The organism is Coralloluteibacterium stylophorae (assembly GCF_018122625.2).
GTDB lineage: Bacteria > Pseudomonadota > Gammaproteobacteria > Xanthomonadales > Xanthomonadaceae > Coralloluteibacterium > Coralloluteibacterium stylophorae.
This window is the reverse complement of the sequence record NZ_JAGQFT020000008.1, coordinates 103242-117510: the sequence shown is the minus strand read 5'-3', so window position 1 is coordinate 117510 and position 14269 is coordinate 103242. Positions and strand designations below refer to the sequence as shown.

Annotated in this window: 14 protein-coding genes; 12 read left to right on the top strand and 2 right to left on the bottom strand. The window is 70.0% G+C overall.

The genetic code is table 11. From position 1 onward, the window contains the following. Nucleotides 1-36 precede the first annotated feature (36 nt). Entirely contained in the window at nt 37-1620 is a 1584-nt protein-coding gene (locus KB893_RS12735) for a bifunctional GNAT family N-acetyltransferase/carbon-nitrogen hydrolase family protein (protein WP_213173768.1), read from the top strand. Nucleotides 1621-1685: 65 nt separating this feature from the next. Continuing rightward, nucleotides 1686-3491: a dihydrolipoyl dehydrogenase gene (gene lpdA, locus KB893_RS12730; protein ID WP_213173767.1), complete on the top strand. Its 1806-nt coding sequence runs from the start codon at nt 1686-1688 to the stop codon at nt 3489-3491. Between the two features lie 101 nt (nt 3492-3592). Here lpdA and KB893_RS12725 read toward each other — a convergent pair whose 3' ends face one another. Beyond that, nucleotides 3593-4555: a TonB-dependent receptor gene (locus KB893_RS12725; protein ID WP_211928153.1), complete on the bottom strand. Its 963-nt coding sequence runs from the start codon at nt 4553-4555 to the stop codon at nt 3593-3595. A 322-nt stretch (nt 4556-4877) separates the two neighbouring features. Here KB893_RS12725 and KB893_RS12720 point away from each other — a divergent pair, with 322 nt between their 5' ends. From KB893_RS12720 to KB893_RS12680, 9 genes are all read left to right on the top strand, one after another. Then, nucleotides 4878-5213, top strand: coding sequence for an ATP synthase subunit I (locus KB893_RS12720; RefSeq protein ID WP_211928154.1), 336 nt, complete (start codon nt 4878-4880; stop codon nt 5211-5213). Beyond that, on the top strand, nt 5210-6085 hold the full coding sequence (gene atpB / locus KB893_RS12715) for a F0F1 ATP synthase subunit A (RefSeq protein WP_213173766.1): 876 nt from the start codon (nt 5210-5212) through the stop codon (nt 6083-6085). Before KB893_RS12720 ends, atpB begins: the two co-directional genes overlap by 4 nt. Before the next feature lie 73 nt (nt 6086-6158). Then, nucleotides 6159-6446 (top strand): F0F1 ATP synthase subunit C, encoded by a 288-nt coding sequence (gene atpE, locus KB893_RS12710; protein WP_211927360.1) that lies wholly within the window; start codon nt 6159-6161, stop codon nt 6444-6446. Nucleotides 6447-6549: 103 nt separating this feature from the next. Continuing rightward, a complete protein-coding gene (locus KB893_RS12705) occupies nt 6550-7020 on the top strand; it encodes a F0F1 ATP synthase subunit B (RefSeq protein WP_211927359.1) in 471 nt (156 codons plus the stop codon). Nucleotides 7021-7059: 39 nt separating this feature from the next. Then, nucleotides 7060-7590: a F0F1 ATP synthase subunit delta gene (locus KB893_RS12700; RefSeq protein ID WP_211927358.1), complete on the top strand. Its 531-nt coding sequence runs from the start codon at nt 7060-7062 to the stop codon at nt 7588-7590. A 54-nt stretch (nt 7591-7644) separates the two neighbouring features. Beyond that, a complete protein-coding gene (gene atpA, locus KB893_RS12695; protein ID WP_211927357.1) occupies nt 7645-9192 on the top strand; it encodes a F0F1 ATP synthase subunit alpha in 1548 nt (515 codons plus the stop codon). Between the two features lie 96 nt (nt 9193-9288). Then, entirely contained in the window at nt 9289-10152 is an 864-nt protein-coding gene (atpG, locus tag KB893_RS12690; RefSeq protein ID WP_211927356.1) for a F0F1 ATP synthase subunit gamma, read from the top strand. 91 nt (nt 10153-10243) lie between these two features. Beyond that, a complete protein-coding gene (gene atpD / locus KB893_RS12685) occupies nt 10244-11671 on the top strand; it encodes a F0F1 ATP synthase subunit beta (protein WP_211927355.1) in 1428 nt (475 codons plus the stop codon). Between the two features lie 112 nt (nt 11672-11783). Continuing rightward, nucleotides 11784-12209: a F0F1 ATP synthase subunit epsilon gene (locus KB893_RS12680; protein WP_211927354.1), complete on the top strand. Its 426-nt coding sequence runs from the start codon at nt 11784-11786 to the stop codon at nt 12207-12209. A gap of 91 nt (nt 12210-12300) precedes the next feature. Here the strand turns inward: KB893_RS12680 and KB893_RS12675 are convergent, their stop codons facing one another. Beyond that, nucleotides 12301-12684 (bottom strand): GtrA family protein, encoded by a 384-nt coding sequence (locus KB893_RS12675; protein WP_211927353.1) that lies wholly within the window; start codon nt 12682-12684, stop codon nt 12301-12303. Nucleotides 12685-12874: 190 nt separating this feature from the next. On the opposite strand from KB893_RS12675, the gene glmU reads away from it, so the two are divergent. After that, nucleotides 12875-14245, top strand: coding sequence for a bifunctional UDP-N-acetylglucosamine diphosphorylase/glucosamine-1-phosphate N-acetyltransferase GlmU (glmU, locus tag KB893_RS12670; RefSeq protein WP_213173765.1), 1371 nt, complete (start codon nt 12875-12877; stop codon nt 14243-14245). Nucleotides 14246-14269 lie beyond the last annotated feature (24 nt).

The following is a 14269-nucleotide window of genomic DNA, read 5'->3' as shown; positions in this document are numbered from 1 at the left end:
GGTCCCGTGCGTGCGCCTGCGCGGGCGGCGCGCGCGATGAGTGCCGGCGGCAACGGCGCCGGCACGCGCGAGAAGGCGCGCCTGGCGGTGCGCAGCGCGGGCGTCGCCGACATCCCCGCAATCGTCGCGCTGACCGAGCGCGTCTACGGCGTCGACCACGGCTATACCGTGGAAATGGTCACCGGGCAGATCGCGCAGTTCCCGCAGGGCACCTTCGTCGCCCTGTACGAGGGCGAGGTGGTCGGCTACTGCGCGACCTTCCGCATCGACGAGGCGAGCGCGATGGCGCCGCACCGCTGGATGCAGATCACCGGCGGCGGCTACGGCGCGCGCCACCTCACCACCGGCGACTGGCTGTACGGCATGGAGGTCTGCGTGGACCCGCGCTGGCGCGGCCTGCGCATCGGGCGCCGCCTCTACGAGCAGCGCAAGCGCCTGTGCCAGGAGCTGGGACTCAAGGGCATCGTGTTCGGCGGGCGCCTGCCCGGCTTCGGCCGCCGCGCCCGTCGCTATGCCGACGACGCCGCAGCCTATGTCGAGGACGTGCGCGCCGGGCGCGCGCGCGACCGCGCGCTGAGCTTCCAGCTGCGCAACGGTTTCGAGGTGATCGGCGTGCTGCCGAACTACCTGCCGTCGGACCAGGAGTCGCGCGGCTATGCCGCGCACCTGGTCTGGCGCAACCCGAAGATCGACCCGCACGCGCACACCCGCGGCACCGCGCGTCCGCTGCCGGAGTCGGTCCGCGTGGCCACGGTGCAATACCAGCAGCGGCGGGTGGCGTCGTTCGAGGAGTTCGCGACCCAGGTCGAGTATTTCGTCGACATCGCCGCCGACTACCGCGCCGACTTCGTCGTGTTCCCGGAGCTCTTCACCCTGCAGCTTCTGTCGGTGGAAAACGCGCCGCTGTCGCCGGTGGACTCGCTGCTGGCCCTGACCGGCTACACCGAGCGCTTCGCGGCGCTGCTGTCGGAGCTCGCGGTCCGCCACAACATCAACATCATCGGCGGCTCGCACCCGACCCGTATCACCGTCGGCGAGGACGTGCAGGTGCGCAACATCTGCTACGTGGCGCTGCGCGACGGTTCGCTGCACACCCGCGACAAGCTGCACCCTACCCCGAACGAACGCACCTGGTGGGGCATCGGCGGCGGCTCGACCGCGCGCGCGATCATGACCGACTGCGGACCGATCGGGGTCATGATCTGCTACGACTCCGAGTTCCCCGAGCTCGGCCGGCACCTGGTCGACCAGGGCGCGATGATCCTGTTCGTGCCGTTCTGCACCGACACCCGCGAAGGCTACCTGCGGGTGCGCTACTGCTCGCAGGCGCGCGCGGTCGAGAACCAGTGCTACGTGGTGCTGTCGGGCAACGTCGGCAACCTGCCGGGCGTGAACAACTTCGACATCCAGTACGCGCAGAGCTGCATCCTGACGCCCTGCGACTTCCCGTTCGCGCGCGACGGCGTGGCCGCCGATACCACGCCCAACGTCGAGCAGGTGGCCTTCGCCGACCTGCGCCTGAGCGACCTCACCGTCGCCCGCAACGACGGCACCGTGCAGAACCTCAACGACCGGCGGCACGACCTCTACACCCTCAGCTGGGCCAAGCAGCGCGGCTGAGCACACGCGAACCCGCGCCGGCTGCGACCGGCGCAGAAGACATCACGATCCAGCGGAGCAAGGCGATGGCGAGCACACAGGAAATCAAGGTCCCCGACATCGGCGACTTCGACAAGGTCCCGGTGATCGAGGTCCTGGTCGCGGTCGGCGACAGCGTCGCCAAGGACCAGGGCCTGGTCACGCTGGAATCGGACAAGGCGACGATGGAAGTGCCGTCGTCGGCCGCCGGCGTCATCAAGGAGATCAAGGTCAAGGTCGGCGACGAGGTCGGCGAGGGCGCGGTCATCGCCATCGTCGAGGCCGAGGGCGCCGATGCGCCGGCCGTCGGCGGCGCGCAGGGCAGCGAATCGCCGCGCGCCGAGCCGGGCGGCTCGCCGCCGGTGTCGCCGTCGCCGGCGGCGCCGAAGGAGCCGGCCCGGAGCGCGCCGCGGGCGGCCCAGGCCAGCGGCCGCAAGGCCGACGTCGAGTGCGGGATCGTGGTGCTCGGCTCCGGCCCGGGTGGCTACACCGCGGCCTTCCGCGCCGCCGACCTCGGCCTCGACACCGTGCTGGTCGAGCGCTACGAGACCCTCGGCGGCGTCTGCCTCAACGTCGGCTGCATCCCGTCCAAGGCGCTGCTGCATGCGGCCGAGGTCATCGACGCCGCCGCCCACGCCAAGGATTTCGGCGTGAGCTTCGGCGCGCCGAAGATCGAGCTCGACGCGCTGCGCGCCTACAAGGAGAAGGTGGTCGGGCAGCTGACCAAGGGCCTTTCCGGAATGGCGAAGCAGCGCAAGGTGCGGGTGGTCACCGGCACCGGCGCGTTCGTGTCGCCGCACGAAATCGAGGTGACCGCGGCCGACGGCGGCAGGACCCTGGTGAAGTTCGAACAGGCGATCATCGCCGCCGGTTCGCAGGCGCTGAAGCTGCCCGGCTTCCCCTGGGACGACCCGCGGGTGATGGATTCCACCGACGCCCTGGAACTCGCCGAGGTGCCGGCGAAGCTCCTGGTCGTCGGCGGCGGCATCATCGGCTTGGAGATGGCGACCGTGTACCGCGGCCTCGGCGCCGAGGTCACGGTGGTCGAGATGGCCGACCAGATCATGCCCGGCGCCGACAGGGACCTGGTCAAGCCGCTGGCCGACCGCCTGAAGAAGCAGGGCATCACCGTCCACCTGGAGACCAGGGCGGCCCGGGTCGAGCCGCAGAAGAAGGGCCTGAAGGTCGAGTTCGAGGGCGCCAACGCGCCGGAGGCCGGCGTCTACGACCGCATCCTCGTCGCCGTGGGTCGCGCGCCCAACGGCGGCAAGGTCGGTGCGGGCGAGGCCGGCGTCGAGGTCACCGAGCGCGGCTTCGTCCCGGTCGACCGGCAGATGCGCACCAACGTGCCGCACATCTTCGCCATCGGCGACCTGGTCGGGAATCCGATGCTTGCGCACAAGGCCACGCACGAGGCGCGGCTGGCGGCCGAGGTGGCCGCGGGCGAGAAGCGCGAATGGGTGGCGCGGGTGATCCCGTCGGTGGCCTACACCGATCCGGAGATCGCCTGGGCCGGCGTCACCGAGACCGAGGCCAGGGCCAAGGGGCTCAAGGTCGGCGTCGGCAAGTTCCCGTGGGCGGCGAGCGGCCGCGCCATCGGCCTGGGCCGCACCGAAGGCTTCACCAAGCTCGTGTTCGACGAGGCCACGCACCGGATCCTGGGCGCCGGCATCGTCGGCGTGCACGCCGGCGACCTGATCGCCGAGCTCGCGCTCGCCATCGAGATGGGCGCCGAGGCCGGCGACATCGCCGCCACCATCCATCCGCACCCGACGCTGTCGGAGTCGGTGGCGATGGCCAGCGAGGTCTACGAGGGCACCATCACCGACCTCTATATTCCGAAGAAGAAGTAGCCGCGCACGCAGCGGGCCCGGGGCCCGGGGCGGAGCGCCGGGAAAACGAGAAAGGCCGCGGATCGCTCCGCGGCCTTCTCATTGCCCCGACCCGGCGACGGTCAGAAGTTGTAGGTGATGCCGACGGTCGGGCCCTTGACCCGCAGCGTGCCGGTGCCACGCAGATCGTAGTTGGCGGTGACCGGGCCGTAGGTCTCGCCGTCGAGCTCCACCGGGCCGAAGGTGTCGGTGCCGACGAAGTCGTCGGACAGCTTCAGCTTGAACCAGTCGTAGCCCAGGTTGACGCCGAAGTTCTCGTTGAAGCGGTACTCGATGTTCGCCGACGCGCGGTAGAAGTGGCCGTCGAGATCGGTGAAGTTGCCCCACGAGGTGTCGAAGCCGCCGCCGAGCAGGGAGAACGACCACTGGTCGTTGGGCGCGTACTGCAGGCGCACCTGCGGCGCCGGCGAGACGCCGCGCTCGTTGAACAGGCGGGTGTCGTAGTCCTCGCCCTCGAAGCTGCCGTTCGCGTTGCCCTCCAGGCGCGCCCAGTAGGCGGCGAGGCCGAGGCCGAGCTGGAAGGTGTCGGTGTCGACCACCGCGAACTCGTAGGCCGCGCTGGCGAGCTTGAACTCCATGCCGGCGCTGACCTCGGTCCCCTCCGGGATCTCGTAGGAGCCGGCGGGGATGTCGACCGAATTGCCCTCGCCGTCGTCGAAGGTGCCGCCGTCGTAGGAGAAGCCGCCGGAAATGTCCTCGCTGCGGCTGCGCTTGAAGTCGAGGTAGTCGAACAGCAGGCGCTGGCGCTCGCTGAAGCGCCACTTCAGGGCGATGCTCGGCCGCCACTTGCTGCCGGCCTCGAGCGTGGCGCCATCCTGGTCGAACTCGGCATTGCCGGTCTCGCCCTCGCCGGTGCCGGTCACCGTGCCGGAGGCCGCCAGGCGGATGTCGGCGTGCGACTTGAAGCCCGAGACACGGGCCTGGAAGGTGTCGTCCAGCGGCGCGCTGCGGTTCTGGGCAGCGGCCATCCCCGCGAGCGAGCAGAGAACGGCGGCGGTGAGTGCGCGGGGGAGGAGCTGGGTCATGGGGCGTCCTGTTTGTAAAAATAGCGTTGGGACGCGCACCATCCGCAGGCGCACGTTGAACGGTTGTGAAGGGAGCCAGCGTTCCGTCCACGTCCGTTGCGACAGGTTCAGCAAGCGGGCGTTGTCCGTACGGGACAACGGCGACGGGGCATGGGCCAGAAGTCATTGCCCAGGCAGCGAACGCCGGCAAATTCAATGCCTTGACTCCACCTTGCCGGGTTGCCGGCGACAGTTCAGGACTGTTAAAATTCGGCGGCTTTGGGATCGCCAACCGACGGTCTTGCCCCCCGCGCACCGCAGCATCGCCCGTGCCACCCGCCTCGTGCTCCTGGCCCAGCTCGTCCTGGGGCTCGGGGCTGCCGGCGTCGCGGCACTGCTGCTGGGTCCGGCGCATGCGCAGGGGGTGATCGTGGGCGCTGCGGTCATCGCGACGGGTTTCGCGGTGTTCGGCTGGCGCACCGATGCGCGTTCGCCGGTGGTGCCGGCGGGGCGTCAGTTCGGACGGCTGCTCCTGGGGACGGTGCTGAAGTGGCTCGTCATCGTCGCAGGTCTCGTGCTTGCCATGTCGGGTGACCGCTTCGCCGCCGCTCCCGTCCTCGCCGGTGCCCTGGTGGCCTACCTGGCGTACTTCTTCTGCTTGCCCTGGTTGCTGCGATGATCCAACTCCTGAAGGTTGCCGAAAGTCAGAGCCCCAGCGAATACGTCACCCACCATCTGCACCACCTGCAGATCTTCGGTGACGGTCGCTTCTGGGATCTCAACGTCGACAGCATGGTCATGTCGGTGGTCCTCGGCCTGGTCGCGATCGGCATCTTCTGGCTGGCCGCGCGCCGCGCCACGGTGGGCGTGCCGGGCAAGTTCCAGGCCTTCATCGAGATCGTCATCCAGTTCATCGACGGCCAGGTGCGCGACGTCTACCACGGCAGCCGCCGCTTCGTCGGCCCGATCGCGCTGACGATCTTCGTGTGGATCTTCCTCATGAACGCGGTGAAGATGCTGCCGGTCGACCTGCCGCCGGGCATCGCCCACGGCGCGCTCGGCCTGGACTATTTCCGTGCCGTGCCGACCGCCGATCTCAACGTCACCGCGGGCATGGCGCTCGCCGTGCTGCTGCTGATGATCGCGTTCGCGGTGCACTCCAAGGGCGCGTACGGTTTCACCAAGGAACTGGTCACCGCGCCCTTCCACGCCGACAGCGTGGCGATGAAGATCCTGCTGTCGCCGGCCAACCTCTGCCTCAACGTCATCGAGTACCTGTCCAAGCCGGTCAGCCTCGCGATGCGACTGTTCGGCAACATCTACGCCGGCGAGCTGGTGTTCCTGCTGATCGCCCTGCTCGGCGCGGCCGGCGGCAGCTTCATCGCCGAGGCCGGCGCCGGCTCCAAGTTCGCGGGCGTCGCGGCCTTCGCCGGCGCGGTGATCGCGGGCGCCGGCTGGGAGATCTTCCACATCCTGGTGATCACGCTGCAGGCCTTCATCTTCATGATCCTCACCGTGGTCTACCTGTCGCTCTCCTCCGAGGCGCACTGACCCCGGTCCGTTTCCGCTGTCCCGTCGTTCCATCCAACCCACCATCGCTTTCGTTGCATAGAGGACTCACCACATGGATCTCACCGCCCTCATCTCCGCCATCCAGAGCAGCACCGCGATCGCCATCGGCGTGATCATCGGCCTCGGCGCACTCGGCGCCTGCCTCGGCATCGCCATCATGGGTTCGAAGTTCCTCGAGTCCGCCGCGCGCCAGCCGGAGCTGGTGCCGATGCTGTCGGGCCGCATGTTCCTGCTTGCCGGCCTGATCGACGCGGCGTTCATCATCGGCCTCGCGATCGCCCTGTTCTTCGCCTTCGCCAACCCGCTGCTGTCGGCGGCGACCGCTGCGGTCGGCGGCTGATCCAGGCCCGCAGGACGCGCGCCGCATACGGGCGGCGCGTGTGCACGACGCGGCGGAGGCAAGTCCGTCCGCCGCGAATCCAGGCTCTCCGCGGAACAAGCGCATGCAAATCAACGCAACCCTGATCGGGCAGATGCTCGCCTTCGCGATCCTGCTCTGGTTCTCCTGGAAGTTCGTCTGGCCGCCGCTGATCAACGCGATCGAGGAGCGCCAGCAGAAGATCGCCGAGGGTCTGGCCGCCGCCGAGCGCAGCCAGAAGGACCTCGCGCGCGCCGAGGAGCAGGTCAACGCCCTGCTGCGCGAGGCGCGCGGCAAGGCGAACGAGATCATCGAGCAGGCGCACGCGCGCGCCAACCAGATCGTCGACGCCGCCCGCGACGACGCGATCGCCGAGGCCAACCGCCAGAAGGCGGCCGCCGAGGCCGAGATCGCCGCCGCCGCGCAGCGCGCCAAGGAGGACCTGCGCAGGCAGGTGTCGGCGCTCGCCGTCACCGGCGCGGAGAAGCTCCTGCGTCGCGAGATCGATCCGGCCGCGCACAAGTCGATCCTCGACGAGCTCGCCGCGCAGCTGTAAGCGCGGCCTCCCTCGTCCCGACCTTTCCAGGGCAGATCCATGAGCAACGCCATCACCTTCGCCCGTCCCTACGCACGCGCGGCCTTCGCGTCGGCGCAGGGCGCGTCGCGCGTGCCGCAGTGGTCCGCGGCGCTGGGCTTCGCCGCCGCGGTCGCCGCCGATCCGCGCATCGAGGAACTGCTGGGCGATCCGCGTCCGACCGCGGCCGACAAGATCGCGCTGCTGCTGCCGGAGGGCGGCGCCGACGAGGGCTTCCAGGCGTTCCTGGGGCTGCTCGCCGAGAACGGCCGCCTCGACGTGCTGCCCGAGATCTCGGCGCTGTTCGAGCAGCAGCGCGCGGAGGCCGATCGCGTGGTCAAGGCGACGGTCACCTCGGCGGTGCGGCTCGACGACGCCGACCTCGCGCGGCTCAAGGCCTCGCTCAAGGCGCGCTTCGGCCGTGAGGTCGAGCTGACCCCGGCGGTCGACGAGTCGCTGATCGCCGGCGCGGTGATCGACGCCGGCGACGTGGTGATCGACGGCTCGCTGCGGTCCAAGCTGGCGCGCCTGGAATCGGCGCTCGCCCACTAACGGTTTCACACATCAGTGGGCGGACCAGACGTCGCCCAACAACGGGATATCAAGATGGCTAGCACCCTCAACCCCTCCGAAATCAGCGAACTGATCCAGGCCCGCATCGAGAAGGTCAAGCTGTCGGCCGAGGCGCGCAACGAAGGCACCATCACCAGCGTCTCCGACGGCATCGTGCGCGTGCACGGCCTGGCCGACGTGATGCAGGGCGAGATGGTCGAGCTGCCGGGCAACACCTTCGCCCTGGCGCTCAACCTCGAGCGCGACTCCGTCGGCGCCGTGGTCCTGGGCGACTACGAGCACCTGCGCGAGGGCCAGCCGGCCAAGACCACCGGCCGCATCCTCGAGGTGCCGACCGGTCCGGAGATGCTCGGCCGCGTGGTCAACGCGCTGGGCGAGCCGATCGACGGCAAGGGCCCGATCCAGGCCTCCGCCTCGGCGCCGGTCGAGACCATCGCCCCCGGCGTGATCTGGCGCAAGTCGGTCGACCAGCCGGTGCAGACCGGCTACAAGTCGATCGACGCCATGATCCCGATCGGCCGCGGCCAGCGCGAGCTGATCATCGGCGACCGCCAGACCGGCAAGACCGCGGTGGCGATCGACGCGATCATCAACCAGAAGAACTCCGGCATCCGCTGCATCTACGTCGCGATCGGCCAGAAGGCCAGCTCGATCGCCAACGTGGTGCGCAAGCTCGAGGACAACGGCGCGATGGCGCACACCATCGTGGTGGCGGCCTCGGCTTCCGAGTCGGCGGCGATGCAGTACATCGCGCCCTACGCCGGCTGCGCGATGGGCGAGTACTTCCGCGACCGTGGCGAGGACGCGCTGATCGTCTACGACGACCTGTCCAAGCAGGCCGTGGCCTACCGCCAGATCTCGCTGCTGCTGAAGCGTCCGCCGGGCCGCGAGGCGTTCCCGGGCGACGTGTTCTACCTCCACTCCCGCCTGCTCGAGCGCGCCGCGCGCGTGTCCGAGGAGTACGTCGAGCAGTTCACCAAGGGCGAGGTCAAGGGCCGCAGCGGTTCGCTGACCGCGCTGCCGATCATCGAGACCCAGGCCGGCGACGTCTCGGCGTTCGTGCCGACCAATGTGATCTCGATCACCGACGGCCAGATCTTCCTCGAGACCGACCTGTTCAACGCCGGCATCCGGCCGCCGGTCAACGCCGGCATCTCGGTGTCGCGCGTCGGCGGCTCGGCGCAGACCAAGATCGTCAAGAAGCTCTCCGGCGGCATCAAGCTGTCGCTGGCGCAGTACCGCGAGCTCGCTGCGTTCTCGCAGTTCGCCTCCGACCTCGACGAGGCGACCCGCAAGCAGCTCGAGCGCGGCCAGCGCGTCACCGAGCTGATGAAGCAGAAGCAGTACGCGCCGATGTCGATCGCCGAGATGTCGCTGTCGGTCTATGCCGCCAACGAGGGCTATCTCGACGACGTGCCGGTGGCCAAGATCGGCGCCTTCGAGGAAGGCCTGCAGGCCCATTTCGCCAACACCCAGGGCGAGCTGATGAGCCAGATCGTCGCCACCGGCAACTGGGACAAGGACATCGAGGCCGCCTTCCGCAAGGGCATCGAGGAGTTCAAGCAGACCGGGTCCTGGTAAGCGCGCTCGCAGCGCCACGCGGCGTCCCGGCAGCGATGCCGGCGCCGCCGCGCGGCGCGCAGAGGGTCGTCTTGCAGTTCCGAACGGAGTGAGTCCATGGCCAGTGGCCGCGAAATCAAGACCAAGATCAAGAGCGTGCAGAACACCCGCAAGGTGACGCGCGCGCTGGAGATGGTCTCCGCCTCGAAGATCCGCCGCGCGCAGGACCGCATGGCCGGTTCGCGCCCGTATGCGCGCCTGATCCGCCAGATCGTCGGCCACGTCGCGCACGCGAACGCCGACTACGTGCATCCGTTCCTGGCCGAGCGCAACGAGGTCAGGCGCGTCGGCTACGTGATCGTGTCCAGCGACCGCGGCCTGTGCGGCGGCCTCAACACCCAGCTGTTCCGCCGCATCCTGGCCGACATGCGCCAGTGGACCGACCAGGGCGTCGAGGTCGACGTCGTGTGCATCGGCCAGAAGGCGGTGTCGCTGTTCCGCCGGCTCAAGGTCGACATGCTGGCCTCGGCCACGCACCTGGGCGACCGTCCGCAGCTCGAGGACCTGATCGGCCTGATCAAGGTCATGCTCGACGGCTTCGCCGAGGGCCGCCTGGACCGCGTCAACCTGTGCTTCAACAGCTTCGTCAACAGCATGACCCAGAAGCCCTCGATCGAGCAGCTGCTGCCGCTGCCGCCGGCGGAGTCGATGGAGCGCGCCCACGACTGGGACTACCTCTACGAGCCGTCGGCGGAGCAGGTGCTCGACGACCTCATGACCCGCTACGTCGAGTCGGTGGTCTACCAGGCGGTGCTGGAGAACGTCGCCTCCGAACATGCCGCGCGCATGGTCGCGATGAAGGCCGCCTCCGACAACGCCAACAAGCTGATCGGCGCGCTCAACCTCAGCTACAACAAGGCCCGCCAGGCCGCGATCACCCAGGAAATCTCGGAGATCGTCGGCGGCGCCGCCGCAGTCTGATGCCCCATCCGCGGGAGCGGCCTTGGCCGCGAACGCACGCGCCGCACGGCGCTCCCGCGCAACACCTGATTGAATCTACGAGGATCCACACATGAGCCAGGGCAAGATCGTTCAGATCATCGGCGCGGTCGTCGACGTCGAGTTCGAGCGCGGCGCGGTGCCGAAGGTCTACGACGCGATGACCGTCGACGGCACCGAGGTCACGCTGGAAGTGCAGCAGCAGCTCGGCGACGGCGTCGTGCGCAGCATCGCGCTGGGTTCCACCGAGGGCCTGAAGCGCAACCTGACCGTGCAGAACACGGGCAAGGCGATCACCGTGCCGGTCGGCAGCGCCACGCTCGGCCGCATCATGGACGTGCTCGGCCGTCCGATCGACGAGGTCGGCCCGATCGAGGCGAAGGACGGCTGGGAGATCCACCGCCCGGCGCCCTCCTACGAGGAGCAGGCCGCGACCAGCGAGCTGCTGGAGACCGGCATCAAGGTCATCGACCTGATGTGCCCGTTCGCCAAGGGCGGCAAGGTCGGCCTGTTCGGCGGCGCCGGCGTGGGCAAGACGGTCAACATGCTGGAGCTGATCAACAACATCGCGACCCAGCACTCGGGCCTCTCGGTGTTCGCCGGCGTCGGCGAGCGCACCCGCGAGGGCAACGACTTCTACCACGAGATGATCGAGGCGGGCGTCGTCAACCTCGACGACAAGACCCAGTCCAAGGTGGCGATGGTCTACGGCCAGATGAACGAGCCGCCGGGCAACCGCCTGCGCGTCGCGCTGACCGGCCTGACCATGGCCGAGTACTTCCGCGACGAGAAGGACGAGTCGGGCAAGGGCCGCGACGTGCTGTTCTTCGTCGACAACATCTACCGCTACACCCTGGCCGGTACCGAGGTCTCGGCGCTGCTGGGCCGCATGCCGTCGGCGGTGGGCTACCAGCCGACCCTGGCCGAGGAGATGGGCGTCCTGCAGGAGCGCATCACCTCCACGCGCACCGGTTCGATCACCTCGATCCAGGCCGTGTACGTGCCGGCGGACGACTACACCGATCCGTCGCCGGCGACCACCTTCGCCCACCTGGATTCGACCGTCGCGCTGTCGCGCGAGATCGCCAGCCTCGGCATCTACCCGGCGGTGGACCCGCTGGCCTCGACCAGCCGCCAGCTCGACCCGAACCTGATCGGCAACGAGCACTACGACACCGCGCGTCGCTGCCAGGAGACCCTGCAGCGCTACCGCGAGCTCAAGGACATCATCGCGATCCTGGGCATGGACGAGCTGTCCGAGGAAGACCGCCAGGTCGTGGCGCGCGCGCGCAAGATCGAGCGCTTCTTCTCGCAGCCCTTCCACGTGGCGGAAGTGTTCACCGGCGCGCCCGGCAAGTACGTGTCGCTGAAGGAGACCATCCGCGGCTTCAAGGCGATCCTCGACGGCGAGGTGGACCACCTGCCGGAGCAGGCCTTCTACATGGTCGGCGGCATCGACGAGGCCATCGAGAAGGGCAAGAAGATGGCGGAGAAGGCGTAAGGCGCCGCGGCGGTGGGCGGGCAGGCCGCGGGCGCTCCCTCGCCCGCGCCGGCCGGCCCACTTCGCGCTGCATCGTCCCCCTCATCCGCTTTCGTAACCGGAGCCTTTCGACATGGCCACCACCATCCGCTGCGACATCGTCAGCGCCCAGGAAGAGATCTACCGCGGTGACGCCACCCTGGTCGTGGCCACCGGCGAACTCGGCGAGCTCGGCATCACCCCGCGCCACACGCCGCTGATCACCCGCCTGAAGCCGGGCCAGGTCCGCGTCGTGCACGAGAACGGCGACGAGCACGCCTTCTACATCTCCGGCGGCATCCTCGAGGTGCAGCCGCAGGTGGTGAGCGTGCTCGCCGACACCGCGATCCGCGCCGCCGACCTCGACGAGAAGGCGGCGCTGGCCGCCAAGCAGGAGGCCGAGAAGGCCATCGCCAACCGCGGCGAGACCGAAGACCTCGCCGCCGCCCAGACCCGCCTCAACGAGGCGATGGCCCAGCTCGCCGCGCTGGAGCGCCTGCGCAGGAACATCAAGCACTGACGCCCCCGCGGCGCGTCGACGTGGACCCGGTGCCGGCCTCGTGCCGGCATCGTCGTTCCTGGCGTCCGGCCCCGGCGCACGCGCCGCGCGCTCAGCGGTAGACCCAGGTGCGCGAGCAGGCGAAACCGAGCACCGCCATCAGCGCCTCGACCAGGGGCTTGGCCAGCCATGCGTGGCGCAGGCCGACCTGGTGCGCCGTCCAGCCCACCAGCAGCGTGCTCGCCGCCGTGAGCACCAGCCACATCGCCAGGAAGCGCGCGAGTCTGCGCCGTCCCAGCCGCGGCTTCCCACCCTTCGCGAAGGTGATGCGGCCGTTGAGCCAGAAGCCGACCGCCGCGCCCGCGGTGCGGCTGGCGAGGTTGGCCGCCGGCGCCTGCACGCCCAGCGCCGTCAGCGCCACGAACAGCACCCAGTCGATCGCGAACTGCAGCCCGCCCACCGCGATGTAGCTGCCGCCCTGGCGGAGCAGGCTCACGAGGCGCGCCTCCGCGCGCGGCCCGGTACGCAAGGCGCGGCTGCGGATGCGGTGCGGTGCGTGCGATGCGGGTGGAGGCGCAAGCGCGTTCGGTATCCCCGGGGCGGTCGCCCATGCTAGCGCCGGGTGCGGTGCCGGTGCGGATCAGGCCAGTAGAATGGTCGGTCCCCACGCGACTCCCGGTTCGTCCATGACCGCTGCCCTCCACGTCGTGATCCTCGCCGCCGGCGCCGGCACGCGGATGAAGTCCGACCTGCCCAAGGTCCTGCAGCCGGTGGCGGGACGTCCGATGCTCGCGCACGTGGTCGATGCCGCGCGCGCGCTCGGCGCGGCCGGTATCCATGTCGTGTACGGGCACGGCGGCGAGCGGGTGCGCGCCGCCTTCGCCGGGCAGGACGACCTGCAGTGGTGCGAACAGGCCGAGCGGCTCGGAACCGGGCATGCGGTGCAGCAGGCGCTGCCGGCCATTCCCGATGCGGCCCGCGTGCTGGTGCTGTACGGCGACGTCCCGCTGATCCAGGTGGCCACGCTGCATGCGCTGTGCGGGGTGGAGGCGGTGCTCGCGGTGCTCACCGCCGAGCTCGACGATCCGACCGGCTACGGGCGGGTCGTCGTCGATGCGCAGGGCCGGGTCGAGGCCGTGGTCGAGCACAAGGACGCGACTCCGGCGCAGCGCGCGGTGCGGACCGTCAATACCGGCATCCTCGTCGCGCAGGCGGCGGCGCTGCGCGGCTGGCTCGGCGCCGTCGGCAGCGACAACGCCGCGGGCGAGTACTACCTCACCGACGTGTTCGCCCTCGCCGCGCGCGACGCGGTGCCGGCCCAGGCGGTGGCCTGCGCGGATGCGGCGGAGACCTTCGGCGCCAACGATCCATGGCAGCTCGCGGCGCTCGAGCGGCACTTCCAGCGCCGCGCCGCGCGGCGCCTGTGCGAGGCCGGCGTGCGCCTGCTGGATCCGGCGCGCTTCGACCAGCGCGGCACGGTGGTGGCGGGGCGCGACGTGGAGATCGACGTCGACGTCGTGCTCGAGGGCCACGTCGAGCTGGGCGACGGCGTCCGCATCGGCCCGTTCTGCCGGCTGCGCGACGTGCGCCTCGCCGCGGGCACCGAGGTGCGCGCGCACTGCGACCTCGAGGGCGCCGTCACCACCGGGGCGGTGAGCATCGGCCCGTTCGCACGCCTTCGCCCAGGGACCGAGCTGGCCGGGGGCGTGCATATCGGCAACTTCGTCGAGACCAAGAACGCGGTGCTCGGCGCGGGCAGCAAGGCCAACCACCTGACCTATCTCGGCGACGCCGAGGTGGGCAGTGGCGTCAACATCGGCGCCGGCACCATCACCTGCAACTACGATGGCGCCAACAAGTCGAAGACGCGCATCGGCGACGGCGCCTTCATCGGCTCCAATACCTCGCTGGTGGCGCCGCTGACGGTGGGTGCGGGCGCGACCACCGGTGCCGGTTCGGTGATCGTGAGGAACGTGCCCGAGCACAAGCTCGCGCTCGCGCGCGCGCGCCAGACGGTGATCGAAGGCTGGCGCCGGCCGGCCAAGCCCCCGAAGTAGCGCCCGCGGAGCGCGGCACCGCTG